The organism is Desulfosoma sp. (assembly GCA_037481875.1).
Lineage (GTDB): Bacteria > Desulfobacterota > Syntrophobacteria > Syntrophobacterales > DSM-9756 > Desulfosoma.
The window spans coordinates 343,573-369,743 of record JBBFKY010000003.1; the positions used below are offsets into that span (position 1 = coordinate 343,573).

The following is a 26,171-nucleotide window of genomic DNA, read 5'->3' on the forward strand; positions in this document are numbered from 1 at the left end:
ACGACATCCTTCAAAAAACCTTTAGACAACCAACCTGGAGGTTCTTGTGACCCCTTCCGCTCGTCCGGCGATTCAGACGGCGCGACTGCGTCGCCTTCTGGAACGTTTGGTCAACATTTACAGCCCGTCAGGAAAAGAAGAAGACGCCATCGATTTTCTTTACTCCTTTCTCAAGCGCTACGATGTGACCGTCATTCGTCAGCCTGTGGACGACCGACGATCCAACCTTCTGGTGGTGCCCCCGGATGAAGACATACAGCTGGCTCTCATTGGGCATGTGGATACCATTTCGGCTTATGATCTGGAGGATTTCGGGTGTGAAGAAGAAAACGGGGAGCTTTTCGGTCTCGGCACCGCCGACATGAAGGGTGGCTGTGCAGCCATGATCGAGGCGTACCTGAGCGCCTCCGCTGCGTCCTCCTCCCCCATTCCTGCGGCCTTGGCCTTGGTGGTCGGTGAAGAAGAAGAAGGGGACGGGGCTCGAAGACTGGTTCGGGATTATCATTTTCCGTGGGCCATCATCGGGGAACCCACCGATCTGAAGGTTTCGCTGGTGCACTATGGTTATCTGGAAATGCAAGTGGTTATTCGAGGCCAGCGAAGGCACGCTTCCATGGCCAACCGATCCACTCATCCAGCCGAAAGTCTTTTGCATTTTCTTTTGCGTCTTCTCCATTACTGGGAAGAACGTTGGCCGGAAGTGATCCCTAACATACGCGATTTAAGCAGTTCTTCCGCTGGTTTCGTCGTTCCGGATTATTGCGAAGCGTGGCTGGACGTGCATCTTCCACCGACCCTTCCTTTAGGTGAAATCATCATGGAACTGGAACAGCTCACGGAATCCGTTCGTGAACATAACCCTCACGTGATCCCGAGCTTACGTTTTACGGAAATTCATTCCGGCTACGACATTCCCGATCGCGGCCCTTTTGTGCAAAAGATTCGCCAAATTCTGGAAACCCATGCCTTACCCTGGGATCCCGTGCCCTTTCGAAGCCACAGTGACGCCAACACTTTGTGGAGTGCCGGCGTCAAACCCATTTTGTTGGGGCCTGGGCAGCTGGAAAAGGCTCACTCTCCGGAAGAATCCGTATCCTTTGATCAGGTGGCCACAGCCGCGCGCATCTATGCCGACATTTTGATGTCGCTCTAGGAAGCGGACATCACCAAAGTCCGTTTCCATGGGTTTTGTTTCAAAAGGAGCATGATTTGAAGAAATTTTTGAACAGCCTCTGTTGACCCCCGCCATTTTCATGGTATGTTTTGCGGTCTAGGAGCTTGTTCGAAAATGAGAATGACCCCTTTCAGGCCGGAACGTAGGGGCACGGCGCGTCGTGCCTTGGCGCCTCAAAACCTTTGTTTTCCTGGGAGCACGGGCGTCCTGCCCGCACAAACGGTGGAATAAAGGCCCGTGCCCAAGGAAAAGACACGGTTTCAGGTTTGTGAGGGCGAAGCGGCGTTTCGCCCCTATCCTGACATGCCATTGAAGACTTCGGTATTGCAAGATCTCGGACAAGCTCCTAACAGGCTGTCAAAGAAGTTCTGGAATAGGTGGGCGCCGCGCAGATGTGTATCCATCCGGAAGACGAGTCGTAAGTCCGTCTTTTTTGCTGAAGAATTCAAAGGCCCGCTTCCGCGGCAATGACGTAAGAAATCAGGATGCAGGTTTTCCGCAACCTCACAGATTCGGGCTCATGGCATGAGGCCTTCGAAGCGGCTGGGTTTTTTCATGTCAACCAGTGCCACCTAGGGTTCATCTTCTGAAGGCGTGGTGTGCTCGTCCGTTCAAGCGAAAGGAATCGATCCATGCCCATGGCCGTTGGCATCGAACGTTGTGCTGTCATCGTACGATCACGGAAACGCCACTCTTACTTTCAAACCCTACGGAAGCTAGTGTTTTTCGCTTTGGGGATCGTGGGTCTTACCGCCGTTCTCCTTTTCTACGAACCCCTTGCAGGACACGCAGAGGAAAAGGCCGAACCGTCTACCAATGTCAATGCAGGCCTGACATTGGGTCGAGCCGTGCTTTGCGAGGCTGTGGAAAACCTCAATCCGGTCAACCCCGCGTGGGTTTTTTCGGTCTCGCAAGGTCAAATTTACTGCTTCACGGAATTCCTGACGGTACGGGCCCAAACAGTGATCTTTCATCGTTGGTACCATCGGGATTCTTTAACCACACAAATTAGGCTGAAACTTTATCCTCCACGATGGTCAACCCACAGCGTGTTAAGGCTGCGTGAGGCGGACAAGGGGCCCTGGAAAGTGGAAATCACCGACGCCGAAGGGCGTGTTTTAAACGTTCTTCGATTCAGCATTGTGGATTAAATTCCATGCGATCCATTCTTCTGGTTCTTTCGTCTATTCGATGGCAGGATGTGGTTGACATTTTAATCAACAGCTACATCTTGTTTCGAGTCTACGTTCTCTTTCGGCACACCAACGCTTTCCGTATTCTGGCAGGCATCGCTTCCCTCTGGGTCATTCAGGAATTAGCCGCCTCCTTGGGTCTGATCCTGACCAGCTGGGCCCTTCAAGCCATTACGGCTGCCGCCGCCATTATCATCATCGTGGTGTTTCGCAACGAAATCCGTACTGCCCTGCAGGCTCGTAACCTCAAGAACTTTCTTTGGGGATCCCCTTTGGAAGAAAAGTCCTCCCCGGTCACCGTGCTGGTGGATACCCTGTTCCACATGGGCAAGAAACGTATGGGCGCCCTGATAGTTTTTCCGGGCAAGGAAGACCTTCGAGAACTGATTCACGGCGGCATTCCGTGGGATGGACGTGTGTCTCAGGAAATGCTCATGAGTATCTTTTGGCCCAAGAATCCCGTCCACGATGGAGCGGCCATTGTAGAAGGGGACAAGGTGACGGAAGTGGGAGTCCTTTTGCCTTTGTCCCAAAGAACGGACCTGCCCACCTTTTACGGCACACGGCACCGCGCCGCCGCCGGTCTTGCGGAACGCTCCGACGCTCTTGTTGTGGCCGTCTCCGAAGAACGTGGACGGGTCACCGCCGCCAAAGACTCCTGGATCAAGCCGGTAGGCCAACCCGAAGAATTGATTCACATTTTGGAAAACCATCTGGGCATCGAGCAACAGCGCGATCCCCGATACCGCAAGAGAGAAATGACCAAACTGGCCATCGCCGGGGTGCTCTCCCTCTTTATCATAAGCGCCATTTGGCTTGGGTTCACTCGAGGCCGAGATACCCTTATGGAACTGGACGTGCCCGTAGAATTCGTCAATCGTCCGGCCCAATTTCAAATCCTGGACACTTCCGCCAACAAGGTCCATTTGCAGTTTCATGGATCCAGCGCCATTGTGAAATCCTTGCGACCCGAACAGATCACTGTTCGAATCAATCTTGCCAAGGCTGTGGAAGGTCTGAATGTCTTTCCCATCACCAAGGAAAATATTCAGATGCCTCCAGGACTTTTCCTCAACAGCGTCAACCCGGCCACTTTGGAAGTGACTCTGGACGTTCCAGGGACTAAAATTGTTCCCGTGCAGGTAGACTGGACAGGAAAGCTTCCGGACAACATCCTGATTACCGACGTGCAAGTCGTCCCATCCGAAGTTCAAGTGCTGGGCGGCAAAACGCTCCTAGCAGGCATTCATACCTTTTACACGGCGCCCGTACGTGTGGACAGCCTCACCCAATCCGGCTCCCTCGTCGTCCCCCTCATCATCACACCGGCTTCCCTGAAGCTGGCCGATCCGGCTCAAGAGCGTGTCGAAATTCGTTTTACCATGACCAAACGCTCGGAAAAGAAAGGACCACCGGAGGGTTAACGCTTTTTCAGCCTTCGGCCCACGTTGAGAGCGTGAGACGCTGCCCAAGGGATGGTTCTTGGCGACTTAAGAAGGAGGTGCTGCCATGACCATCACACCTTCCGACTCGGCACGATCACGAAAGATTAGCGCCTTATGGATCGGCTACCTGGGATGGGTGGTGGCTTCGGCCACCATCGTTCTTCTCAAAAAACTCGGTTACAGTGACATTACCTTCCATCAAATCGGCATCTTCATCGCAGCAGCAACTTTGGCTCACTTCATCGGTTGGACTATGGTCCTTCTTGGATGGGATTCCCTCTTTCGTTTTGACCCTCACTTTGTGCTTATACCCAATTGGTTCTTTTTCGCTCCAGTCGCCGCCTACGGCTTTTATGCTGTCGGCACGGCCCGCGACCTCATGCTTATAGGATGGCTTATGGGCTTTTTCTTTCTAGCCGGCCACGTGCGTTTTCGATGTGTTCTTCTGACGGCCTGCTATTACATGTCTCTCTATCTCGCTTTTCTTGTCCTCATGAGCCGCATGGATGGACACAGGCCGGACTATCTTCGAGAAGTTGTCCGTATCGGGGCTTTCCTGGCGGTGTGCGTGTTTCTGGCTGTGCTTCTGGATCGGTTTGCTTCCCAAAAAGCCCATCTCAAGGAATCCATCGCGCAGCTCAGGGAAAAAGATCGGGAAATCACAAGGCTTAATCAAAAGCTTGCCCGGTTTGTCAGCGATCCTTTGGTGAAACATCTGACCAGGGAAGAAGGTGGCTCTCTGTTCGAACACAGGCGCAGGAAGATTACCATCTTTTTTTCGGACATCTGTCGTTTCAGCACCATTACAGACACCATGGAGCCTGAGGAAACGGCCGAGCAGCTCAATGAGTACTTTCACGCCATGATCCCACTTGTCATTGAGCACAAGGGCACTCTGGACAAGCTCATGGGAGACGGCATCATGGTCCTCTTTGGAGCTCCCGATGATATGGACCCGGCGGAAGGCGCGCACCGGTGCCTGCAAATGGCCGCAGCCATGCGAGATAAACTCAGGGTCCTCAACCACAAGTGGACCCAGAAAGGCTATCCTCACGCCCTGCAAGTGCGCATGGGTGTGCACACTGGGCTGAGCGTGGTTGGAAGCTTTGGGTCGGAACACTGGATTCATTACACAGCTATCGGCTCCCAGGTCAACGTGGCGGCCAGGCTGCAACAAATCGCCGAACCCGACCAGATCCTGATCAGCCGAGCCACCTACACGCTGGTGGCGGACAAGATTCAGGCTCGAGACCTAGGTCCTATGCCCTTGAAGGGTCTGCATCAGCCCGTGCACGTCTATGAATACCTCGGCTTTCATGCCGATAATCACAGCCATCGAATTATCGAAGAAGGATCCGGGTATTTCGTCTACGTGCACTCTGACGCCGTGGAAGCTCCAAAGATGCGGGAACTGGCAGATCTTTTCGACGCCATGTGGAGGACAAAAAAAGGACGTAAAGAGTGATTCTTACGGCTGCTGAGGAGAAAGCTCCACCGAAGGTCCCGACATTTCCTCGGATCGCAACAGAGGACGCCAGTAATCGGGAAGGTTCTTTGCCGAGCCGTTTTTCATGAATTCCAAGATACGGTTCGTGCGGGTTTCCATGTCAGGAATGATTTCCGCCAAGGCTTTTAAGCTGGAGAGCACTTTTTGAGTGTGTTTCTTATGAGGCACATCCATCCCAGGGTGGTTCAAAAGCTCGAGAACCTGCTCCAACATGGGCAGCTTTTCCGCGGAAAATTCCACGTAAGCCACCTGAGGCCACAAGGTGCGCACCTCTTTCGGCAAATGCTCAAGACGATCGGCCAGTGCCTCGTCGGTTCCCAGCCACACGGCGCTCTTTAACCGCTCCAAAACCCCTTGAATTTCACGGCTCAGATCATTCCACACCGAGGTCTCCCTCAAAAGGCGTTCCCATTTGGGCTGAATCTTCATGGCGATCCAATTGACGGCTTGTTCCGGCAACAGAGGTGTCACCAAAAACTCTCTTTGCTCAGCCAAGAGATCGCGCCCCAAGGTCGCGAGATCCCCCTGTCCGTTGAGTGAGTGCAGACGCCCTTCAATGTATTCATTCAGGCGGCGCACAAGCGAGGTCTTGTCTTCAAGGCCTGCCACGTGTTTTCGAATCTCTTCTTCCCACTGTTCTCGAAGAAAACCCACCTCGGCGTTGATGGCGGAAAAGATAAAACTTAACTTCATCAAAGTGTTACGAAGCTCATGCGCCAAAGCGTTACAAGAAGCGAACCGTTGAAGGGCCATTTCATTTTGCACCTGGTTCAGGGTTTCCCGAATATGAAGCGAGAACATTTCGGTTCCCAAAATTCGAGAAAGCTTCTTGATCACCTTGGTGGCACGATCCCCTCGTTGAATGGTGTGCGGCAAAAAATGTATCTTGATGACCGCCACCACCACGTAGTCCGTGTCTTGCCAAATAGGCGAGCCTTTCCAGTTGAGCGGATATTCAAGGCCGGTAAGATCGTCTCCGTAAAGATCCGTCTTTTTCACCAAAACCGGCTCCATGTGGTGCCAGTCTTCAGGCTCTCCACTCAGCTGCTTGCGCACACTGCGCTGATCTTCATATGGATTGTCCGCCGTCCAGCTCTTTTGCCGTTCCACGCACCATGCCATGGCTTCCAAGGCGCGGCCGGGACGATCTCGATACTGTTCCCAGGTTTTTCCCGGTGGATTGTAGTCCGAGACAGCTGGAAGCCCCCAGTGAATGGTTCCGTTGCCGTGTTCTCGAATGCCGGAAGTCACCCTCACGGAACGCAATTCGGGCATGGGACCGATACGGTAAACGGTTCCCTTGGTCGCATGATCCAAACACAGCAGAATGGTCTCGATCATGTTCTTGCAGGTTTTCTCGAGAATATCGTGACCAATAATCATGCCGTGTTACCCCTCGGTCTCATAATCTCAACAACCTTCCATCACCAAAGTCTACCTGTTTAATCGGAAACTTTCAGAAGGTCAATAAGCACTTCTTGCCCATAAAGGTTCGATGCACATTCCATACCAAACACCGCACAACCTTGTCAGCTGCAACCCGGCTTTTTCCATTTTACTGTCAAATGGCTAAATTCCTTAAAAGTAAGACACTTACAAACGATTCATGAAGGACCTCCATGTCCTGGGAAGAGAACCCTGGCACGATTTGGAACGAGCTTCAGGGTCTTGAAGTGACCATGGCCGCACAGGGAGGTGTGCAACGGATTGCACTTTTCGGCAATCCGTTGCATAGTTTTTTAGCTACAGACTCTAGCGAAGCCCAGGTCAAAGGCCTTTTGGTTGATATCGTACAGTTTGGGCGAAAAGAGCCGATGAAGGCAAGCGTCCCACGCTTCCTTGGCAATAGGAAGCACCTGCATGGCCGCTACGGCTCCCATGACCACCATGTTGGCCGCCTTGACGGAACCGGCTTCACGGGCCAATGCTTCTGCATCCAGCGTGACAATCTTTGCCAATTTTTCCTTAAGGTACTTGACGGCATCCCCGATATCGGGATAACGCCCCTGTCCGGCCGCCACCGTAAAAGGCACGATGGGTGATATGCTGACCACGGCAGAGGTTTTGGGATGGCACCGATTGAGAGCCCGCAGAGCTTCCAAGGGTTCAAAGGCTACCAGCACGTCGGCCTGGCCCTCTCCCACAATGGGGGCTTGAATGTCTCCGACCACGACGGAAGATTCCACCACACCGCCCCGTTGGGCCATACCGTGGATTTCACTCATGCTCGCATGAAGTCCCGCGGCCAAAGCCACCTCTCCCACCAATCGCGTGGCCAAAAGGGTTCCTTGCCCTCCCACCCCTGTAAAGAAAAGGCGCAGACCATGAAAGCGCCCATTTTTTTCTGTCGTCACCGTTTCATCCTCCTGTGCAGCCTTATCCATTTCAAGCCTTTTGGTTGGTTGGATCTCTTAAGAAAGCTGCTTAAAAAAAAGAAACACCGGACCGTCAGGCCTCGATTTTCTTCGGTTTGATGGCGTCACACAATTGAGCGCACACGGAACAGCCTCCACACAGAACTTCATTGATGCGAACACAGGCTTCGCCGCCTCGATCTTGAGTCCACACAAAGGCGGTACAGCCAAGCTGCGCCAGATCTTCTCGGCATGGACGACAATCGCCTGTAACCTGGAACACGACTTTTTGTTTCGTGCCAAGGATTCGACGCTCATAAAGCGGGCAGGGGGATCGGCTGATGAGGACGGAAACCCCACCCTCTTTCATGCCGGTTTTCATTTCCTGCAGAACCTGCTGGGTCTTTTTTACTTGCAAGGGGTTGACCACAGCCAATTTTTTCACGCCGCATCCGCGCACCAAGGTTTCCAGATCCACCTTGGCTTGTCCTTTGCCTTCCTTGGTGAGCCACACACCGGGATGAGGCTGGTGGCCCGTCATGGCTGTGGTGCCGTTATCGAGAATCACCAAAAGGAGGTTTCTTTCATGGTTCACGGCGTTGATAAGCCCCGTGATACCGCTGTGAAAGAAGGTGGAATCCCCGATAAAAGCCACGACCGGTCGATCCAACACGCGGCTGAAACCTCCGGCCGTGGAAATGCTGGATCCCATGCAGATCAAGAAATCGGCCATCTGCAAAGGAGGTAAAAGCCCCAGGGTGTAGCAGCCGATATCCGTCGGATAGACGGCTTCATCGCCGAAGACCTTTTTGACACTAAAGAAAGTGGCCCGATGAGGACATCCCGGACATAGGTTGGGAGGACGAGCCGGTAGATCCTGGGGCACGGCCAAAGGCTCAGGATCCTGAAACGCAACCCCGAAAAACCTACTGACAGCCTTCTTCACCAGCACCGTGTCCAACTCAAAAGCCCTGGGCACAAACTCTTTTCCGGCAATCTTTCCGCGAAATCCACATTTTTGAGCAATCCCCCGCACGGATTCTTCTAGGAACGGCTCCAGTTCCTCCACCACCAGCACGGTTTCGAGGCCGCTCAAAAATTCTGCAACAAGCCTTTCGGGAAAAGGGTGCGTCATGCCGAGCTTTAGAAAACGGACGCGCTCCTTGATCCCCAGTTCCCGCACGGCGTCTTGAACGTAGAGTGCCGAAACACCACTGGAGATGATGCCCCAAGGCCCGGTGCCTTCCACGGTGTTAAAGGGGCTTGTTTCCGACGTTTCTTTGAGCTGGGCATGTTTTTCCAAAAGCTTAAGGTGCAGCTTTCGCCCGACCATGGGGACCACGACCAGATTGAATGGATCCTTGGTAAAGGTGCCTTTCGATTTTCCAGGAAAAATGTCTCCCAGGGTGACGGGGCCTCGGCAGTGGTTGACTCGAGTCGTGGTTCGCAGCAAGACGGGAAGTCCGTACTTTTCAGACAAGGCGTAACCGGTCACCACCATGTCCTTGGCCTCCTGGGGTGTGGCCGGTTCCAACATGGGCACCCCGGCCATCTTAGCAAAATACCGGTTATCCTGTTCGTTCTGGCTGGAATGAAGGGAAGGGTCGTCGGCCGAGACAATGACCATACCTGCCTTAACGCCCACATAGGCCAAAGTCATGAAAGCATCGGAAGCCACGTTGAGCCCTACATGCTTCATGGACACCAGACTGCGCACGCCGCATTGAGCCGCAGCACAAGCGGATTCCACAGACACCTTTTCGTTCACCGAATATTCCACTTCTGTTTCGATTTCAGGACCCAAGGCGGCGAAGCCGTCGATGATTTCCGAAGACGGCGTTCCAGGATAAGCAGCGACAAAGCCCACTCCGGCTTCAACGGCTCCGCGAATGATAGCTTCATTGCCTAAAAGGAATTTCTTTTCACCTCGAGTCCCGATCAGCAGGTCATGCATGTCGGCCGCCTCCTCCTTTACGTCGTCGTGCGTCGATAATCCACAAAGGGTTTCACTTTCCCATGTTCCCGCACCAGAGAACCTCGCTCCACCAATTTGATCCGTGGAACCAAGCCGATAAAGTTGGCCACCTTTTGGCGCATTTCGTCCACTAAAGTTCGTTGCTCCCTCATCTTGTCAAAAAACAGTTGTTCCGTAACCTCTATCCATATTTCCAGCTGATCCATATGGCCCTGGCGTGTCACCACCACCTGATAAGGAGGCCTTGCCCCTTTGACCTGTTCCAAGACATCCCCAATACGCTCAGGAATGATGTTGATGCCCTTGATGACCACCACGTCGTCGCAGCGGCCTTCAATGCGGGAAATTCTTCGAAACGTCCTTCCACAAGGGCACGGCTCTGGAAGAAGTCGGCACAGGTCCCCCGTGCGGTAACGTATCACCGGAAAGGCCTCTTTGGTCAGTGTCGTGATGACCAGTTCCCCCATTTGCTCAGGCTCACAGGGCTCTCCCGTCACAGGATCCACAATTTCCACGAGAAAGTGGTCCTCTTGGACGTGCATGCCGTTTTGTTCAAGGCATTCTCCGGCAACCCCGGGTCCCATGACTTCACTGATGCCGTAATTGTCCGTGGCGGTAACAAAAAGTCTTTCCTGAATCTCTCGGCGCATCTCCTCCGTCCATGGTTCTCCGGCACACACGGCACGCCTTAGGCTTAACCTCTTGGGATCCACTCCCAGTTTTTCCATGGTGTCTGCAATGATCAAAGCGTAGGAAGGCGTGCAGACCAAGGCTGTGGTGCGAAAATCCTGCATGATCTTGATCTGGCGTTCGGTTCGCCCTACCGATGTGGGAAGCACCGAGGCTCCCAATCGCTCCGCCCCATAATGAATGCCTAAACCTCCCGTAAGCAATCCATAGGCAAAGGTCACCTGAATGACATCATCATGCGTCAGTCCCGCCGAAGCCAGGATTCTGGCCACCAGCTGCGCCCAATTCTTGAGGTCCCGCTTGGTGTAGCCTACGACCCGAGGGTTGACGGATGTTCCCGAAGACGAATGCACTCGAACAACTTCTCGAAGAGGAACGGCAAACATTTCGTAAGGGTAGCTGTTGCTCACGTCGTCTCGAGTGGTGAAGGGAAGCCTTCTGAGATCCTCCAAGTCCCCTAAGTCATTTTCAGGCACAAAGCCGATGTCCCGAAACATTCTTCGATAAAAGGCCACATTGCGATCGACCCGGTTCAAAGTGGCCTGAAGCCGCTCCAGTTGCAACTGACGCAGCTCCTCCAGGTCTAGGCACTCCTTTTCCGGTTCCCAAATTGAAACCGTATCCGGTGTCATGGCTGTCCCCTCAAACGGACCCATTGCATTTTTTTATATTCTGAAAACTCCATTGCGCACGCTTCAAAGACTATAGGACCAGGTGACAGGCTCGTGAAGCATCCCCGTAGAGCTCGGGCCTTTTAAAGCCAGGCGGACGCTATGGTCTACTCTTTTCAAAAAAATCGGTGCGATAGCAGTATTCCTTCACACCCTTGAACCATCAATCCTTGAAAAGCCTTTTTAGGCATCCCAAATCTCTTTGGCCCCTTTGCCCAAATAAGCCCTTTGGACTTCACGATGGGCCAAAAGGTCCCGGCCGTCGCCTTGTAAGACGATTTTTCCGGTTTCCAGAACATAGCCTCGATCTGCAATCTGAAGGGCAGCACGAGCGTTTTGTTCAATGAGCAAAATGGTCCGTCCTTCTTTTCGCAGTTCCAGAATAATGTCGAAGATTTCCCGGACAATCAAGGGGGCCAATCCCATGGAGGGTTCATCCAAAAGAAGAAACCGAGGCCGTGCCATTAAAGCTCGGCAAATGGCAAGCATTTGTTGTTCTCCACCGCTCAAGGTTCCTGCCAACTGATGCCGCCTTTGCCTTAAGACAGGAAATCTGTCCAGAAGCCGATCCATGTCCCGGCGCATGCCATAGCGATCTCTTCGGTGAACAAAAGCGCCCATTTCCAGGTTGGCTTCCACGGATAGGGTGGCAAAAATCTGTCTCCCTTCAGGAACAAGAGAAACACCCTTGTGCACCACATCTTCAGGAGCCAATTGCGTTAGGTCCGTGTCTTCAAAAAGCACGACGCCTTTGGTGGGTTTAAGAAGCCCACAGATGCAATGAACCAAGGTCGTCTTTCCGGCACCGTTGGCGCCGATCAGGGCCACAATTTCACCGGAGCGCACATGAAGGGAGACCCCCTTAAGGGCATGAATATTCCCGTAGTAGGCGTGCAGACTTTTGACCGTCAGCACAGTTTTACTCCCTTTACGGAACGACTCATGACTTGGATGTTATGAAACACGGCTCTTCTGCCCGCACGGCTGATGGAATCAAGCCCTTGTTTTTCGTGGTTCATCGTTGTCCGCAGACGATCTTTTTTGGAGTCCACTGTTCCCGTTTCCCCACTCTTCTCCTAAGTACGCTTGAATGACGTTTGGGTTGTCCTTAATTTCCCGTGGAGGTCCGGAGGCCAGCACTTGGCCGAAATGGAGCACCAAAACCCGGTCTGAAATATCCATCACCAGATTCATGTCATGTTCCACGAGAACCACCGTGATCCCTTTTTGCTGAATCCTTCGAAGCAATTCTCCAAGTTCTTCCGTCTCCCGCGTATTCAATCCCCCCGCGGGTTCGTCCAGTAGAAGCAGAATGGGATCCGTCGCCAGGGCTCGAGCGATCTCCAAAATCTTTTGCTTCCCCAAAGGCAGGGCTCCCGCAGGCAAATCACGAGCCTCCTGAAGTCCTGCGAAAACCAACCAGGCTTCGGCCTCTTCACGAATTCTGGCCTCTTCACGGCGCATGGACGGCAGCCGAAATCCTGCGGCCCAAAACCCTGAACGGGTCCGGGCATGGCGCCCGACCATTACATTCTCCCACACGCTCATGTGCGAAAACAAAGCAACATGCTGAAAGGTGCGGGACAAACCTCGTCGTGCAATTTCGTGGGGACGCTTTCCTTCAACAGGCTCCCCTTGAAAAAGCACGGTGCCGGAAGACGGTTTGAGCAGACCGCTGATGCAATTGAGCAGTGTGGTTTTGCCTGCTCCATTGGGTCCGATAATCGATTGAATGATGCCTCGAGGGATTTGAGTGGTCACGCCCTTAAGGGCCACAACGCCCCCGAAGTGCATATGCACCTCATGGAGTTCTAAAATGGGTGCGGTCGATGATGATAAGGATCCTTCGCCCATGGGTCATGAGCCGCCATCTGAGTGAGTTTCACGCAGGCCACGTCTTCGTCCAACCATGCCTTGAAGCCAGACCACCAACCCTTGCGGAACGAACAGGGCCACAATCAAAAGAATGCCGCCGTAGACAAGGATTTCAAAGTCGGCGAAAACCTGAAGCCATTCGTTCCCCACGAACGTCAACAGCACGGTCCCCACCAAGGCGCCCCACAGACTCTGCATTCCACCGACCACCACCATGAGCACAAACCGAATGGACCACATCAAATCAAAAGATCCCGGTGAAAGAAAGGAAACGTAGTGGGCATAAAGACTTCCGGCAATGGACGCTGTAACGGCGCTGTACATAAACACTTGCACCTTGAGGGTCGCCACGGGAACCCCCATGGCTTCTGCTGCCTTTTCGTCATCGTGAATGGCGCGCAGAGCTCTGCCCACACGAGAATGAAGCACATGGCGTGAAAACAGAAAAACGAGGAGAACCATGCCCCAAACCAGGTAAAACCAGGCCATATCCCCCGTAAGTTTTCGACCTGCGACAGAAAGTCCGGGAATACCTCCCAACCCCGAAGGTCCTCCGGTCCAATCCACTTCTTCGTTCATGATAATGTGGACAATGACCCCAAAACCCAAGGTGGCCATGGCCAGGTAATGCCCTTTAAGGCGTAAAGCCGGCTTTCCCACAAGCCAAGCGATAGCGACGGCAACTAAGGCTCCGGCTGCCAAGGCGGCCCAAGGATTCCAATGAAAATGCACTGTGAAAATTCCCGAACCGTAGGCGCCGATACCGAAAAAGGCGGCTTGAGCCAAAGAGATTTGTCCGGCAAATCCCATGAGAAGACTCAAACCAAGCGTCACAAGGCTAAAGATGCCGGCGAAAATCATGACGTCCGTGTAATGGGAAAAAGAGCGAGAAATCCCGGCGAGCCACGGGAATACGGCGAGAAGAATGGTCAGGGCACCAAAGGCGGTCTTTTCCCGAAGAGACATGGCGCCTAAAACCTCTTCAGCCCGGCGGCCTCTTTGCTTCCAAACAGGCCTTCCGGCTTAAAGAACAGCGCCAACATGAGCAACACAAGGGCCACGGCGTCCTTGTAACCGGAGGAGAGATAACCGGCGCAAAAGGATTCCGACAATCCTAAGAGCAGGCCGGCTACCAAAGCCCCGGAGAACTGCCCGAGTCCTCCGAGGACAGCGGCGCCAAAACCCTTGAGCCCAAGCAAAGCGCCACGATCATATTCCATAAGGGTGATAGGACAGATGGCAGCCCCGGCCACAGCCCCTACGGTGGCGCTCAAAACAAAGGACAGCATCACCATGGTGCGCACGGGAATTCCGACAAGTCTCGCGGCATTGGGATTGTCGGCACAAGCCAGCATGGCTTTGCCGTAAAAAGATTTACGAAAAAAGACGGTTAAGATACCCACAACCAAAGCACTGATTCCCAATACCCAGAGAGCTTGAGGTTGCACGGCCACACCGTGCCAGAGAAAAGCTCCGGTGCCGCTGAAAGCCGGAAGTCTGTGAGGATCCTTGCCCCAGGCCAGCATGGCCCCACCTTTCAGCAGAATGGAAAAGGCGATGGTGACAATGATCATGGAAAGAACCGTGGCGTGGCGAGCTCGCCGTATCACGTATCGTTCCAAAAACAACCCCACAACTCCCACCGTGAGTACCGCGCTGAACACCGCGGGCGCCAAAGGCAAACCGCACGTCTGATGATAAAAAACCCCAAACAACCCCCCAAGCATCACAAATTCACCTTGGGCAAAATTGATGATTTCAGTGACGTTGTAAATGATGTTGTATCCGATGGCCACCAGGGCATAGATGGCACCAATGGTTATGCCACCCAGTGCGTACTGAAGCCATGCCGCTCCGTAAAAAAAGTCGCCCATGAAGACGCCCTTAGCTCGGTTTTTCCTCAAAAAAGCCGGCGTGCTCGTCACCGCATGTGTCGGCACGCCGGCTTGAAAGCTTGCCCCTGCTTTTTACCAGGGAGCCAAAGCCCAATCGCCGTTTTTCACTACAACCATTTCCAGGTCATCTTTACTTAAGCCATTGTGATCCTGAGGCGAGAAATTAAAAATACCGTGCTGGCCCACAAAACCTTGAGTGTTTTCCAAAAAGTCGCGAATCTTTGCCGGATCCGGCCCCACGGCTTTCAAAGCGGCGACGGCCAAGTGCAGGGCATCCCAGGCATGACCACCGAAGGAAGAAACCGGCTCGTTATATTTCTTTTCGTACGCTTCCGTGTAGGCCATGATGACCTTCTTTTGCGGGTGCGTGTCCGGAAGCAGCGGGCCGACATTCACCCGAGCCAGCGGCAGCAGGACACCTTCCGCGGCATTTCCTGCCAATTCCAGATTCTTGCGGCTGCCGAAGCCGTGGCTTTGATACAAAGGAATGTTTTCCATTCTCAAGTCCCGCCACCCTTTGACGGCCAGCACCTGGGTCGGTCCCACAGACCAGTTCACAATGGCTTCCACCTTGGCTTCACGCATTTTGGTCAATTGGGCCGTCAAATCCGTATCTTTGGGGCCGTACCGTTCGTCGGCGAGCACCGTGATGCCATATTCGGGGGCAAGACGCAAGAGTTCCTCTCGGCCGCTGGCTCCAAAGCCCGTGGAAGCGGTCATGATACCGATCTTGGAAATGCCTTTAGCTTTCATGTAATCGTACATTTTTCCCACCACGTGCTTGTCGGATCCTGCAACCTTAAAAACCCAGCGTCGTTCGGCCACCGGCTCCACAATTTTGTAGCTGGCCGCGCAGGAGATGAGAGGCACTTGCGCCTCTTCCACGATGGGAACCACGGCCAAACTGGCGTCACTTTGGGTAGGCCCGATAATCACCGGGACCTGATCCGTTTTGATAAGCTTCTTGACCGCCAGCGCGCTCTTGGTGGCATCGCTCTCATCATCATAGATAATGAGTTCCAAAGGATGGCCGTTGATACCTCCTTGGCTGTTGATTTCGTCCCGAATCATTTCCGCCGTTTTCTTTTCCGGTTCCCCGAGAAAAGAAGCCGTTCCAGTAATGGCAAAAACGGCACCGACCTTGTAAGGTTCTTTTCCCGCATGAACCCCCTTCGGCTGCACGAGGCCGACAGCCCACCCGCACAGTACCACCACACCAAGGACACTCCACACCCAACGCTGCTTTGCCTTCATCCCTTCATCCTCCCTGTGCCCAGAGTGACAAAAAAGGGCCGTGGGAACATCCCACGGCCCTAACAAAAAAAGCCGTGGGCAAACCTGGATCTGCGGTCTGCCCACGGCTAACTTGGCGGAGTGTCGACGTCACCGACGGGCAGACCGCCTGAGGTAGCCGTAGCCGTAATAGTCATATCGCCGGGAAACCGAAAAAACCATGATGCTCCTCTGCCTCATGAAACCCTGCCCGTCCATCGGAACCCTTTTCGCCTCTCGTTTACCTGCTCCCGCGTTCCTGTGTCAAGCTGAAACTCTTGATCCTTGTGCACCTTTATCAGGGAAAAATTCCAAGCGCCCTCCACCGGTGCAAGACGGCCGTAATTCCCTCTTGGATGCCTCGCAGATATCCTTGATCTCGATGTCGAATTCGGCGTAGGTGCCCGCACCAGGTTTGTTGAAATCGGCCACAACCACATCATCTCGAAGTTCTCGGACCAAAAATTCCACAAGACATCGGTTGCGCATCTCTCGATAAACCCTGCCCGGCTTCAGCCGCTCGGGCTTGTAGTCGCTTCTCGGCAATTCTCGAACCAGTTCAGGGTCATAGGGACCGAAGATCTCTTCCGGAGGCACATAGACGGAGACACGGTCCCCGATTTTTTTGTTCATGATAGCCGCTTCCACCGATGGATATTGCACATCCACACCATAGACGAAGGTGCACGTTCCAGGAGGTGCTTCGGTCACTGTGCCGTCGGGGGATATGGTTTTCAGGGTGAAATCAATGGTGACTTTCATGCACGGTTTGACTTGCAGAGCTTCTTTCATGGGCGGCATTCTCCTTTGTGAACGAACGAAAATCTTGATGATTACCCAAACTATCTAAGACTCTTCGTCATGGATGTCTAGAAGGCTTTCCGAAAACATTGTTCGGCTGCCTAGGAGTAGCGTTCGACTCACCTTTCGTAGGGATCGTGAAACGCCTCGTGATGTTCGGGAACGGTCCAGGAACCCCTCCGCAAGTCAGGAGAATTTCCGAGATCCTTCGTAAGGGCGAATCGGTGTGTGCGCCCTATGTCCACGCTGGGCCACATGGATTTTGAAGGCCGACTCTTCAGTCTGTCCTGCAGAAGACGGCTCGAGTTCGTCCGACGGCATGAACGGACAAGGCTACTTCCCACAAAACAAAGCCGTTTTTTCTCTTGAGTTCACTTCACATGTGCTATAGGGATGCCCTCGGGTTTTTCCTTAAGGCCAAAGCGCTGCAAGCAAGATTCTAGTATGCGCCGAAAACAAAATGCACAACACGAGGACCCACCCTCGGCGCATCGTGAAAAGGTTTGCCTGCAACGGGTATGAATGAAATAAGTCTTCAAGCAGGTTTCTAACCAACGGCGGATAGAGTCCCATGAGCCCGTGCGAGCACCCCCTGAACCCTTTTGTGTGGCCCCAACTCAGTGCCGTCTCCGGACTTGTTCACGCCGTTTTTACACGCCACGGTGGAGTCAGTGACCCGCCTTACGCAACACTCAATGCGGCCCTGAACAATGGGGACAATCCGAAAGCCGTCTCGGAAAACCTGAGAAGGATCACCTCCTGGATCGGCTTGAAAATGTTGGTCACCGCACCCCAAGTGCACGGCTCCCAGGTGCTCGTGGTGGATCAAACCTCGTTGAACACCTTTCCACTAAAGACCGAAAACGGCTTTTCCCTCGCCATCGGTCCTCAGGCCGACGCTATGGTCACCTCCATGGTGCATGTCGGTCTCTTGATCAAGATTGCCGACTGCCAAGCCGTTTTCCTTGTCGACCCGCTGAGACGTGTCGTGGCTAACGTGCATTGCGGCTGGAGGGGAAGCGTCCAAAATATTTTGGCTCAAACCGTCCAGGTCATGCAGGCCCGGTTTGGAACCCGTCCCGAAGACCTTTTGGCGGCCATCAGCCCGTCCTTGGGACCTTGTTGCGCGGAATTCCGCAGCTATGCCTCCGAAATTCCTCAAGAATTGTGGGAATTTCAAATCCGTCCCACTTATTTCGATTTTTGGGCTGTCAGTCGATATCAGCTCACAGCATGCGGGCTGCGGCCTGAAAACATCTACACGGCAGGTGAATGCACCGTGTGCCGTCGAGACATCTATTTCAGTTACCGCGGTGAAAAAACCAAGGGCCGCATGGCGGCGGTAATCGGATTGACATCAGATTAGGGAAAGTTCAAACGAGTGCCTAGGGTTCAGGAAAAAGCCAAAATTCTCGAAAATCACAAGGAAGCGGAAGGAATCTACCGCCTTGTGCTTTATGCACCGAGAATCGTCCCCACCGCTCGCCCAGGTCAGTTTGTCATGGTGCGGGTCGCTTCGGAAGGATCGGACCCTTTGTTGGCCCGACCCTTTTCCTTTCATCGGCTTCATAAAGAAGACGGCCTCTTTGAACTTTTGGTAAGAGTTGTCGGCAGGGGGACACAGCTTCTATCGCAAAGCCGTCCAGGAAGTCCCCTGCAGGTGGTGGGGCCTTTGGGACGTGGGTTCACCTTACCGACCAGCGCGCAAGAGACCGTGTTTTTCGTGGCCGGAGGCATCGGGATCGCGCCGCTTCAAGCCCTGCTTGACCATGTGCTGACCACCACCCATAAAGATCATCCGGAACGTGTTTATCTTTTTTACGGAGTTCGTACGGCCGGCGAATTCATCTCCTTGAATTCATTAAAGCGAACCGGAATACACTTGGTATTAAGCACCGATGATGGATCGACGGGACAATCGGGCACGGTGGTGGAAGCGGTGCAGCAGTCCGTGAAAGATCTTTCGTCGATGCCGGAACGACTCTATGCGTGCGGCTCTTTGCCCATGCAGGTGAGTCTGGCTCGTTGGGTTCAAGGGCGTAACATTTTTGTTGAAATGTCCCTGGAATCCATGATGGCCTGCGGCCTTGGGGCTTGCTTAGGTTGTGCTTTGCCCGCCGTGCATGCCGACGGCCCCGAGGTGGAACACTATCTTCATGTTTGTCAAGACGGTCCTGTTTTAGACCCGAGAAGGATACGATGGGACAAAGTCCAACCCCTCATGGTTCGGCCCCAGACCTACGTGTCTCTTTAGGGCCGCTGCAACTGGCCAATCCGGTGCTCACCGCCTCGGGAACTTTCGGCTACGGGCTGGAATTTTCCGATTTTGTAGATCTTTCTCGGCTAGGCGGCATCGTTGTTAAAGGCCTTTCCTTGAAACCTCGACCGGGGAATCCGCCGCCTCGTCTCGCCGAAACCCCCTGCGGCCTGCTCAATGCCATCGGCTTGGAAAATGTGGGCGTCGAAAAGTTCATCGAGGACAAACTACCACTGCTTCGCCAGAGGGGTGCCCTGATTATCGTCAACATTCTGGGCAACACCGTGGAAGAATACGCCGAATTGGCGGCTCTTCTTTCAGGTGTCCCAGGAATCGCCGCTTTAGAAATCAATATCAGTTGTCCCAACGTGAAAAAGGGTGGCATGGTTTTCGGCACCGACCCTCACATGGCGGCTCAGGTCGTCGCCGCCGTGCGCAAGCGTACGCACCTGCCTCTCATCACAAAACTAAGCCCGAATGTCACTTCCATAGCGGACATTGCTCGTGCCGTCGTGGATGCGGGTTCGGATATCCTCTCCTGCATCAATACCGTTTCAGCCATGGCCGTGGATCCCTTCAGCCGGCGTCCCAAGTTGGCCAACATTCTTGGAGGGCTGTCCGGGCCCGCCATTAAGCCCATCGCCTTGCGATGTGTGTATGAAACCGTGCAAGCGGTCTCCTGTCCCGTTATCGGCATCGGAGGGATTCAAACGGCTCTGGATGCTTTGGAATTCCTTCTGGTGGGGGCTTCGGCCGTTCAGGTGGGAACCGCCAATTTTGTTCACCCCAGGGCCAGCTTGGACATTCTTGACGGTATCGAAAGGTTTTGCCGTCAGCAAGGTCTCGGCGCGATCACCGATTACATCGGCACTTTGGACACTTCATGCCGCTTTCCCCTCGCCGACATGTCCTGTGACTTGTCACATCCGAGGCCCTTTCCCTGATCGCCCCGAAACCCGGGCGCAGACTAAAACGTTCAGCGCCAAATTCTCCTGTGTCACATCATCTGCGGGTGAAATGCTTTCCTTCCAAACGACACTGGCGAAGCCACGCCGGGTCCTTTTCGATATCCTTTTTCCCTTCCAATTCCCTGAAACAGAGTTCCCCGACCACTCGGCCGCCTACGGCGTCCATAAAGTAAGTGAAGGTGAGCCTCGCACAGTCAAAAAGACGTTTCCCGCGAGTCGCCGCGGCACTGAGCAGGTAACCTCTTTTGCTCACCCCTTCTTCCTCGGGCTTTGAAGAGGGATGGGCTTGTTCTTGCAAGCTTTTTTTCATGAACAAGGCTTGACAGCGATCGATAAGCAGCTTCACTTGTCCGGTGACATTGTAGAAATACACGGGAGTGGCTAGCACGATGCCTTCGGCTTTTTCCAGCAGAGGATAAACCTCTTGCATATCATCCTTAACGACACACTGACCTGTTTCATCGCAGCCGCCGCACCCGAGACAGCCCTGCATGGAGAGTTTTCTCACGTAAATGGGGCTGACTAAAGCCCCTTCCTCTTGGGCTCCTTCCAAAAAAGCATCCAGCATCTTATCCGTGTTTCCACCTACCCGCGGTGATCCGTAAATCCCCACAATATGCATGAATTCTTCTCCTTTGTTGGAAAACCTTCGTGATTGAAAGCACGTACGCGCCTATGCTATAGAGGCTTTCGTCTTGGATCGACTGTGATGTCCCATAAACCCCATCACTTTTCAAGCCAAGGAGGAAAAACCATGTCGCGACGAAAACCCTTGATTGTTTTTTTTGCTTTCTTAGCCGTCGTAGGCTACCTGTCCATGGCGTCGGCTGCGAACACGATCAAGATCGGTTTTAACATTCCTCTCACCGGCGACATTCCCAAAGTGGGAGAAGGATCCAAGTACGCGGCCGAAATTTTTCTGGCGGAGGTGAATGGGGCCGGTGGCATCAAGGTCGGAGACAAGACCTACTTACTGCAGTTTATTTATGAGGACAACGAATCCAAAGCGGAATCGGCTACGGCTGCTGCCCTGAAGCTCATCACGCAAGACCAGGTCCTGGCCATCGTTGGACCTCAGGCCAGCAAACAAGCCATTCCCGCAGGGGAAGTGTGTAATTCTTACAAGACTCCAATGATTTCCCCATGGTCGACCAATCCTCAGACCACATTGAACCGCCCTTATGTGTTTCGAGCCTGTTTCTTGGATCCTTTTCAGGGACCGGTAGCGGCCAAGTTCGCTACTGAAGAATTTCAAGCCAAAAAAGCCGCAGTCCTTTATGACATTGCCAGCGATTATCCCAAGGGACTCGCTGAATATTTTAAGGAAGCTTTTGAAAAGATTCACGGACCCGGTTCTGTGGTGGCTTTTGAAACCTTTACCACCAAGGATCGCGATTTCAGTGCGCAGCTGACCAACATCATCAAATCCGGCGCCGATGTTCTCTTTACCCCTCAATACTACGACGAAGTGCCCCTGATCGTAAAACAGGCCCATCAATTGGGATGGAAGAAACCCATCATGGGCAGTGATAGTTGGGGTTCGGCGGAACTCATGAAACTGTGCGGGGATGACTGCAAGGGGCTCTTTTTCACCACCCACTATGCGGCTGCGGGAGCTAAAGGGGCCACCAAAGAGTTTATCGACAAATACAATGCCAAATACGGGTATGTGCCGGACGATGTGGCGGCCCTCACCTGGGATGCCATTCGGCTTCTGGTTCAAGCCATTCAAAACACGGGAGGGCTAACCGGGGATCTGGAAAAAGACCGTGATAACGTGAAGAATGCTTTGGCCCAAATCAAGGACTTTGAAGGTATCACCGGGAAAATGACTTTCACCCCTGAAGGCGATCCCATCAAGTGCGCCGTGGTGGTGAAGATCAGTGATAAGGGGGAATTTGAATTTTACAAGTCCGTATGCCCATAACCCATGGTGCGGCGTAACCTAGGGGGGCTTGTCCGAAAGAGAGAAAAGGCAATGGTTTTTCTGGGAGCAGGGGCCTTCGGCCCGCCATCTGTGCGGGTGGAGAACCTTCGCTCCGAGAAAAATAGCTCCGATTCAGGTTTGTAGGGGCGAGGCGGCGCCTCACCCCTACCTGAAACAGCGTTCGTATCAGAGGTCATTGGGCGTTTTCGGTCAACCCTCTCGAGTTTTTCCCAGAACCAATTTTGCCGTGGGACCGCGGGCGCCCCGCCCGCTCAAATGGCGGGACAAGAGCCCGCTGACGAAAAGATACAGGTGTCGGCTGGTAGGGACGAGGCGGCGCCTCGCTCCTACCGGAAAAGGTATTCGAGGCGCCAATCATTGTGTGCTCTTGGACACGCTCTCGATGGCAAGCCGAAAGATAGCAATCAGCATGGGCTCTCACTTCATGGCATCCACGAAGACCGGCAAAAAGGGGCAAGCCTTGGTTTTTCTGAAAGCACAGGAAACCGGCAGGGAACGCTCCCCTTATAGCATCATTCGGTGGGTCCAGTTTTGAACGAAAGTCTTGCTTGATTGCTCACATGGACGGGCTCCCTCGCCCTCCCTCGTACGGCGAGGGAGCCCTTGCCTTGCAACGGGGTTTTTCCGGGAATCCCCGAAGCGTTTCAACGTCAACCCTTAGAGAAAAACGGAACGGCTCGTGGATTTGCTTCTGCAAAACATCCTGAACGCTCTTCAGTGGGGAAGTTTTTACGCCCTGATCGCTCTGGGCTACACCCTGGTCTATGGGGTGTTGCTCTTGATCAATTTCGCCCACGGAGACATCTTCATGGTAGGGGCCTACATCGGCTTTTTCGTCGCTAATTTCCTCTTGGGCGTCTATGCTTTTAAATTGCCCGTAAGCCTTTCTCCACCCTTGGTTTTCGTGCTTACCCTTTTGGCCGCTATGGTTTTGACGGCTCTTGTGGGTGTCACTTTGGAAAGAGTGGCCTATCGGCCGTTGCGACGTCGTGGTGCCCCGCGTCTTTATGTGGTCATCACCGCTCTGATGTGCGGCTTGCTTTTGGAAAATGGCAATTTGGCTCTTCTCGGAGCCAGCCGACGCAGTTTTCCCACCCTGATTCCCACAACGGTCTATGACGTAGCCGGCGTGCTTGTCACCAACGTGAAAATCCTCGTCATCATCGCGACCATTCTTGTCTTTATTTTTTTAGAGACCGTCGTGCGCAAAACAAAGCTCGGCATGGCCATGAGGGCTATTTCCTATGATCGCATGGCCGTTCCCCTGATGGGTATTCCTGTGGATCGTGTCATTGTTTTCACTTTCGTTCTGGGGTCTTCCATGGCGGCTTTGGGAGGGGTGCTTTTCGCTTCGGCTTACCCGGTTCTAGAACCCTACATGGGGGCTCTCATCGGCTGGAAAGCTTTTATTGCGGCGGTCATCGGCGGCATCGGTGAAATTCGAGGGGCCTTTGTGGGCGGATTTCTTCTCGGCTTTGTGGAGATTTTTGTAGCCGCTTTCTTCCCGTCCACACTGAGGGATCTTATCGCCTTCAGCATTTTGCTGGTGTTTTTGAGTTTCCGTCCTACAGGCATTTTCGGTGTCGCACGGGCCACCAAAATCTGAGTGCAGGACAGAAGAGCATGCAACGTTATCTCGGACTCTGGCTATACCTTGCCTTTTCCTTGGTGCTTCTGGGGATCTGTCAAGCTCGATGGCTCACTCCTTACGTGCAACTGGTGATCATGTTCATCGGCATCAACATTATCCTGTCCAGTTCTCTGAACCTCATCAACGGGTATATGGGAGAATTTTCTTGCGGACATGCGGGATTTATGGCCGTTGGGGCCTATGTGGCTTCCATTCTTAATGTGTGGCTGTTTACGTCCCATAAGGTTTTCGGTCCTCCGATCTTGACACCCTCGGCAGCCGTCTACCTCTTTCCGGTGACACTGGTTGCAGGAGGCCTAGCGGCCGCTCTGGCGGGCCTTCTCGTGGCTTTTCCTTCCTTTCGCACGCGAGGTGACTACCTGGCCATTATCACCTTGGCGGTGAACTACATTGTCAAGAGCTCCGTGGAAAACATTCAAGCCATCGGTGGTGCCCGAGGATTCATGGGCATGCGCAAAGTTATCGAAGAAATGGAAGCGGTTTGGCGTATTCCCTGGGTGCTGCTGTGGGTTCTCGTTTTTACAGGGCTTACCGTTTGGATTCTGCACCGGTTTGTGTCTTCCTCTTACGGCAAGGGGATCGTCGCCATTCGGGACGATGAGATCGCTGCTGAAATCATGGGTGTGGACACTCGGCGCATGAAGCTTGTGGCTTTCATGCTCTCATCCGGCCTTGCCGGCATCGCCGGAGGCCTTTTTGCGCACATTCTCGGTTACATTAACCCGGGAACCTTCACGATCATGAAATCCACGGAAGTCATGGTCATGGTCTATTTAGGAGGAATGGGATCCTTGAGCGGGTCGGTTTTGAGCGCGGTGGTTTTTACAGTCATTCTGGAACTGCTTCGACCGCTTCAGGTTATCAAATGGGTCGTGATTCCTCTCCTGCTCATTCTGCTCATGCTTCTTCGACCCGAGGGCATTCTCGGCAATCGGGAACTGACGGACGTCTTTCCGAAGCTTCGCCGATGGTTTGCCACGGAAAAGGAGGCCTAGATGGCGCTCCTGGAAGTTCGAAAACTCACACACTATTTCGGAGGCCTTCGCGCCGTTGCCAATTTCAACCTCCGTCTGCAAGGCGGAGAGCTCTTGGGGCTGATCGGACCCAACGGGGCGGGAAAAACCACTGTCTTTAACCTTGTCTGCGGGTTCTATAAGCCGACGGAAGGCCAAATTCTCTTCCAGGACAAAGAGATTACCGGGCTACGGCCTCACGCCGTCACCGCCATGGGCATCGCCCGAACCTTTCAAAACATTCGACTCTGGAACACCCTCACCGTCTTCGATAACCTCTGTATCGCCCAGCATTTTCGACTGGGGTACGGCTTGCTGGACACTGTGTTGCGCACGGCACGATACATCACCCGGGAACGAAGCGTGCGTCGCACCACGGAAGAGCTTTTGGAAATCATGGGTTTGCGCCATTACGCCTATGAATACCCGAACAATCTTCCCTACGGTATGCAACGCCGCCTGGAGATCGGACGAGCTCTGGCCACTCGCCCTAAACTCCTGCTGCTGGATGAACCGGCCGCGGGCATGAACCCCGGCGAAATCGGTCAGCTGGTGGAAACCATCCGATGGATCCGGGAATCCTTTCAACTGACCATCTGGCTCATCGAACACCACATGCGGGTGGTCATGAACGTCTGTGAACGCGTGCAGGTCCTCGATTTTGGAGAAACCATCGCCGACGGTCCTCCGGATGAGGTTCGACGCAACCCTCGAGTGATCCAGGCTTATCTTGGGAGTGAAGAACTGAGCCATGCTTGAAGTCACGAACCTGCATGTCCGCTACGGCAACATCGAAGCCCTGCACGGCATTTCTTTCACCGTTCGGGAAGGAGAAATGGTGGCTTTGCTTGGAGCCAACGGTGCCGGAAAGACCACCACTTTATGCAGCATCATGCGGCTGCCACCTCCTGAAGGGCCTGTGGTGACCCAGGGAAGTTTACGCTTTAAAGGTGTAGACCTTTTGAATGTCCCGCCTCACGAGGTGGTCGCTAAACACGGTATCGGTTTGGTTCCGGAAGGACGCCACATTTTCGGGAATCTCACCGTCATGGAAAACCTGCGCATCGCCACCTATGCTCGAAAAGATCACGCCGCCATTGCCAAGGACATGGACAGGGTTTTTACGCTTTTTCCCCGGTTGGCCGACCGAAAAAACCAGAGAGCGGACACCCTGAGTGGTGGTGAGCAACAAATGCTGGCGATGGGTCGAGCTTTCATGTCCGGCGTGCGATGGATTCTTTTGGACGAACCATCCATGGGCCTTTCTCCTCTGCTCATGCAGGAACTGTTTCGTGTTCTGAAGGAACTTAACGAAACAGGTACCACCATTTTGGTGGTGGAGCAAAATGCGCATCTTGCTTTGCGGTATGCTCACCGAGCCTATGTTTTGGAGACAGGGCGAATCGTGATGGAAGGGCCGGCCCATCTGCTGGCTCAAGATCCGGAAGTGAAAAAAGCCTATCTCGGCTGACACACAGGAGC

23 protein-coding genes are annotated in these 26,171 nt (G+C 53.6%); 12 read left to right on the forward strand and 11 right to left on the reverse strand.

Going from position 1 to position 26,171, the window contains the following annotated elements:
• Nucleotides 1-46 precede the first annotated feature (46 nt).
• The 4 genes from WHS46_06535 (at nucleotide 47) to WHS46_06550 (ending at nucleotide 5,277) form a co-directional block, all read left to right on the forward strand.
• Nucleotides 47-1,153 carry a M20/M25/M40 family metallo-hydrolase gene (locus WHS46_06535; protein MEJ5348328.1) on the forward strand — a complete coding sequence of 369 codons (1,107 nt, stop codon included), beginning with the start codon at nucleotides 47-49 and terminating at the stop codon, nucleotides 1,151-1,153.
• Nucleotides 1,154-1,806: 653 nt separating this feature from the next.
• Nucleotides 1,807-2,325, forward strand: coding sequence for a DUF2914 domain-containing protein (locus tag WHS46_06540; GenBank protein ID MEJ5348329.1), 519 nt, complete (start codon nucleotides 1,807-1,809; stop codon nucleotides 2,323-2,325).
• Nucleotides 2,326-2,330: 5 nt separating this feature from the next.
• Complete coding sequence (locus tag WHS46_06545; GenBank protein MEJ5348330.1) at nucleotides 2,331-3,791, forward strand: diadenylate cyclase; 1,461 nt, start codon at nucleotides 2,331-2,333, stop codon at nucleotides 3,789-3,791.
• An 85-nt stretch (nucleotides 3,792-3,876) separates the two neighbouring features.
• Nucleotides 3,877-5,277 carry an adenylate/guanylate cyclase domain-containing protein gene (locus tag WHS46_06550; GenBank protein ID MEJ5348331.1) on the forward strand — a complete coding sequence of 467 codons (1,401 nt, stop codon included), beginning with the start codon at nucleotides 3,877-3,879 and terminating at the stop codon, nucleotides 5,275-5,277.
• A gap of 3 nt (nucleotides 5,278-5,280) precedes the next feature.
• Here the strand turns inward: WHS46_06550 and WHS46_06555 are convergent, their stop codons facing one another.
• The 10 genes from WHS46_06555 to WHS46_06600 all read right to left on the reverse strand — a co-directional run bounded on the left by WHS46_06555 (nucleotide 5,281) and on the right by WHS46_06600 (nucleotide 16,843).
• Nucleotides 5,281-6,702 carry a hypothetical protein gene (locus WHS46_06555; protein MEJ5348332.1) on the reverse strand — a complete coding sequence of 474 codons (1,422 nt, stop codon included), beginning with the start codon at nucleotides 6,700-6,702 and terminating at the stop codon, nucleotides 5,281-5,283.
• Nucleotides 6,703-7,058: 356 nt separating this feature from the next.
• Entirely contained in the window at nucleotides 7,059-7,673 is a 615-nt protein-coding gene (locus WHS46_06560) for an indolepyruvate oxidoreductase subunit beta (protein MEJ5348333.1), read from the reverse strand.
• Between the two features lie 94 nt (nucleotides 7,674-7,767).
• Nucleotides 7,768-9,627: an indolepyruvate ferredoxin oxidoreductase subunit alpha gene (gene iorA / locus WHS46_06565; protein ID MEJ5348334.1), complete on the reverse strand. Its 1,860-nt coding sequence runs from the start codon at nucleotides 9,625-9,627 to the stop codon at nucleotides 7,768-7,770.
• Nucleotides 9,628-9,644: 17 nt separating this feature from the next.
• Nucleotides 9,645-10,970 (reverse strand): phenylacetate--CoA ligase, encoded by a 1,326-nt coding sequence (locus WHS46_06570; GenBank protein ID MEJ5348335.1) that lies wholly within the window; start codon nucleotides 10,968-10,970, stop codon nucleotides 9,645-9,647.
• 222 nt (nucleotides 10,971-11,192) lie between these two features.
• The gene (locus WHS46_06575) at nucleotides 11,193-11,924 is read right to left on the reverse strand and encodes an ABC transporter ATP-binding protein (GenBank protein ID MEJ5348336.1); all 732 of its coding nucleotides are present in this window, start codon (nucleotides 11,922-11,924) and stop codon (nucleotides 11,193-11,195) included.
• Nucleotides 11,925-12,002: 78 nt separating this feature from the next.
• Nucleotides 12,003-12,863: an ABC transporter ATP-binding protein gene (locus tag WHS46_06580; protein MEJ5348337.1), complete on the reverse strand. Its 861-nt coding sequence runs from the start codon at nucleotides 12,861-12,863 to the stop codon at nucleotides 12,003-12,005.
• Between the two features lie 3 nt (nucleotides 12,864-12,866).
• Nucleotides 12,867-13,850 (reverse strand): branched-chain amino acid ABC transporter permease, encoded by a 984-nt coding sequence (locus WHS46_06585; protein ID MEJ5348338.1) that lies wholly within the window; start codon nucleotides 13,848-13,850, stop codon nucleotides 12,867-12,869.
• A gap of 5 nt (nucleotides 13,851-13,855) precedes the next feature.
• Nucleotides 13,856-14,758: a branched-chain amino acid ABC transporter permease gene (locus WHS46_06590; GenBank protein MEJ5348339.1), complete on the reverse strand. Its 903-nt coding sequence runs from the start codon at nucleotides 14,756-14,758 to the stop codon at nucleotides 13,856-13,858.
• A 93-nt stretch (nucleotides 14,759-14,851) separates the two neighbouring features.
• Nucleotides 14,852-16,033, reverse strand: a complete 1,182-nt coding sequence (locus WHS46_06595; GenBank protein ID MEJ5348340.1) for an ABC transporter substrate-binding protein — start codon at nucleotides 16,031-16,033, stop codon at nucleotides 14,852-14,854.
• A gap of 282 nt (nucleotides 16,034-16,315) precedes the next feature.
• Entirely contained in the window at nucleotides 16,316-16,843 is a 528-nt protein-coding gene (locus WHS46_06600; protein MEJ5348341.1) for a hypothetical protein, read from the reverse strand.
• A 580-nt stretch (nucleotides 16,844-17,423) separates the two neighbouring features.
• On the opposite strand from WHS46_06600, the gene pgeF reads away from it, so the two are divergent.
• From pgeF to WHS46_06615, 3 genes are read left to right on the forward strand one after another with little or no spacing between them, the layout of a single operon-like run.
• Complete coding sequence (gene pgeF, locus WHS46_06605) at nucleotides 17,424-18,218, forward strand: peptidoglycan editing factor PgeF (GenBank protein MEJ5348342.1); 795 nt, start codon at nucleotides 17,424-17,426, stop codon at nucleotides 18,216-18,218.
• A 15-nt stretch (nucleotides 18,219-18,233) separates the two neighbouring features.
• Nucleotides 18,234-19,106: a dihydroorotate dehydrogenase electron transfer subunit gene (locus tag WHS46_06610; protein ID MEJ5348343.1), complete on the forward strand. Its 873-nt coding sequence runs from the start codon at nucleotides 18,234-18,236 to the stop codon at nucleotides 19,104-19,106.
• A complete protein-coding gene (locus tag WHS46_06615; GenBank protein ID MEJ5348344.1) occupies nucleotides 19,052-20,053 on the forward strand; it encodes a dihydroorotate dehydrogenase in 1,002 nt (333 codons plus the stop codon). The genes WHS46_06610 and WHS46_06615 overlap by 55 nt, the downstream gene beginning before the upstream one ends.
• A 58-nt stretch (nucleotides 20,054-20,111) precedes the next feature.
• Here the strand turns inward: WHS46_06615 and WHS46_06620 are convergent, their stop codons facing one another.
• A complete protein-coding gene (locus tag WHS46_06620) occupies nucleotides 20,112-20,699 on the reverse strand; it encodes a flavodoxin family protein (GenBank protein MEJ5348345.1) in 588 nt (195 codons plus the stop codon).
• Nucleotides 20,700-20,831: 132 nt separating this feature from the next.
• Between WHS46_06620 and WHS46_06625 the strand changes: the two genes are divergently transcribed.
• The 5 genes from WHS46_06625 (at nucleotide 20,832) to WHS46_06645 (ending at nucleotide 26,160) form a co-directional block, all read left to right on the forward strand.
• A complete protein-coding gene (locus WHS46_06625) occupies nucleotides 20,832-22,004 on the forward strand; it encodes an ABC transporter substrate-binding protein (protein MEJ5348346.1) in 1,173 nt (390 codons plus the stop codon).
• A gap of 700 nt (nucleotides 22,005-22,704) precedes the next feature.
• Nucleotides 22,705-23,631 carry a branched-chain amino acid ABC transporter permease gene (locus WHS46_06630; GenBank protein ID MEJ5348347.1) on the forward strand — a complete coding sequence of 309 codons (927 nt, stop codon included), beginning with the start codon at nucleotides 22,705-22,707 and terminating at the stop codon, nucleotides 23,629-23,631.
• A 17-nt stretch (nucleotides 23,632-23,648) separates the two neighbouring features.
• Nucleotides 23,649-24,671, forward strand: coding sequence for a branched-chain amino acid ABC transporter permease (locus WHS46_06635; protein ID MEJ5348348.1), 1,023 nt, complete (start codon nucleotides 23,649-23,651; stop codon nucleotides 24,669-24,671).
• On the forward strand, nucleotides 24,672-25,448 hold the full coding sequence (locus WHS46_06640; protein MEJ5348349.1) for an ABC transporter ATP-binding protein: 777 nt from the start codon (nucleotides 24,672-24,674) through the stop codon (nucleotides 25,446-25,448).
• Entirely contained in the window at nucleotides 25,441-26,160 is a 720-nt protein-coding gene (locus WHS46_06645) for an ABC transporter ATP-binding protein (protein MEJ5348350.1), read from the forward strand. The genes WHS46_06640 and WHS46_06645 overlap by 8 nt, the downstream gene beginning before the upstream one ends.
• The last annotated feature ends 11 nt before the right edge of the window (nucleotides 26,161-26,171 follow it).

Excerpts from the sequence above, each read along its gene's own strand:
- iorA (MEJ5348334.1), bottom strand. The coding sequence starts at position 9,627 with ATGCATGACCTGCTGATCGGGACTCGAGGTGAAAAGAAATTCCTTTTA.
- pgeF (MEJ5348342.1), top strand. The coding sequence starts at position 17,424 with ATGAGCCCGTGCGAGCACCCCCTGAACCCTTTTGTGTGGCCCCAACTC.
- WHS46_06580 (MEJ5348337.1), bottom strand. The coding sequence starts at position 12,863 with ATGGGCGAAGGATCCTTATCATCATCGACCGCACCCATTTTAGAACTC.
- WHS46_06640 (MEJ5348349.1), top strand. The coding sequence starts at position 24,672 with ATGGCGCTCCTGGAAGTTCGAAAACTCACACACTATTTCGGAGGCCTT.
- WHS46_06570 (MEJ5348335.1), bottom strand. The coding sequence starts at position 10,970 with ATGACACCGGATACGGTTTCAATTTGGGAACCGGAAAAGGAGTGCCTA.
- WHS46_06625 (MEJ5348346.1), top strand. The coding sequence starts at position 20,832 with ATGTCGCGACGAAAACCCTTGATTGTTTTTTTTGCTTTCTTAGCCGTC.
- WHS46_06550 (MEJ5348331.1), top strand. The coding sequence starts at position 3,877 with ATGACCATCACACCTTCCGACTCGGCACGATCACGAAAGATTAGCGCC.
- WHS46_06620 (MEJ5348345.1), bottom strand. The coding sequence starts at position 20,699 with ATGCATATTGTGGGGATTTACGGATCACCGCGGGTAGGTGGAAACACG.
- WHS46_06595 (MEJ5348340.1), bottom strand. The coding sequence starts at position 16,033 with ATGAAGGCAAAGCAGCGTTGGGTGTGGAGTGTCCTTGGTGTGGTGGTA.
- WHS46_06590 (MEJ5348339.1), bottom strand. The coding sequence starts at position 14,758 with ATGGGCGACTTTTTTTACGGAGCGGCATGGCTTCAGTACGCACTGGGT.
- WHS46_06645 (MEJ5348350.1), top strand. The coding sequence starts at position 25,441 with ATGCTTGAAGTCACGAACCTGCATGTCCGCTACGGCAACATCGAAGCC.
- WHS46_06555 (MEJ5348332.1), bottom strand. The coding sequence starts at position 6,702 with ATGATTATTGGTCACGATATTCTCGAGAAAACCTGCAAGAACATGATC.
- WHS46_06600 (MEJ5348341.1), bottom strand. The coding sequence starts at position 16,843 with ATGAAAGAAGCTCTGCAAGTCAAACCGTGCATGAAAGTCACCATTGAT.
- WHS46_06635 (MEJ5348348.1), top strand. The coding sequence starts at position 23,649 with ATGCAACGTTATCTCGGACTCTGGCTATACCTTGCCTTTTCCTTGGTG.
- WHS46_06540 (MEJ5348329.1), top strand. The coding sequence starts at position 1,807 with ATGCCCATGGCCGTTGGCATCGAACGTTGTGCTGTCATCGTACGATCA.
- WHS46_06545 (MEJ5348330.1), top strand. The coding sequence starts at position 2,331 with ATGCGATCCATTCTTCTGGTTCTTTCGTCTATTCGATGGCAGGATGTG.
- WHS46_06585 (MEJ5348338.1), bottom strand. The coding sequence starts at position 13,850 with ATGTCTCTTCGGGAAAAGACCGCCTTTGGTGCCCTGACCATTCTTCTC.
- WHS46_06615 (MEJ5348344.1), top strand. The coding sequence starts at position 19,052 with ATGGGACAAAGTCCAACCCCTCATGGTTCGGCCCCAGACCTACGTGTC.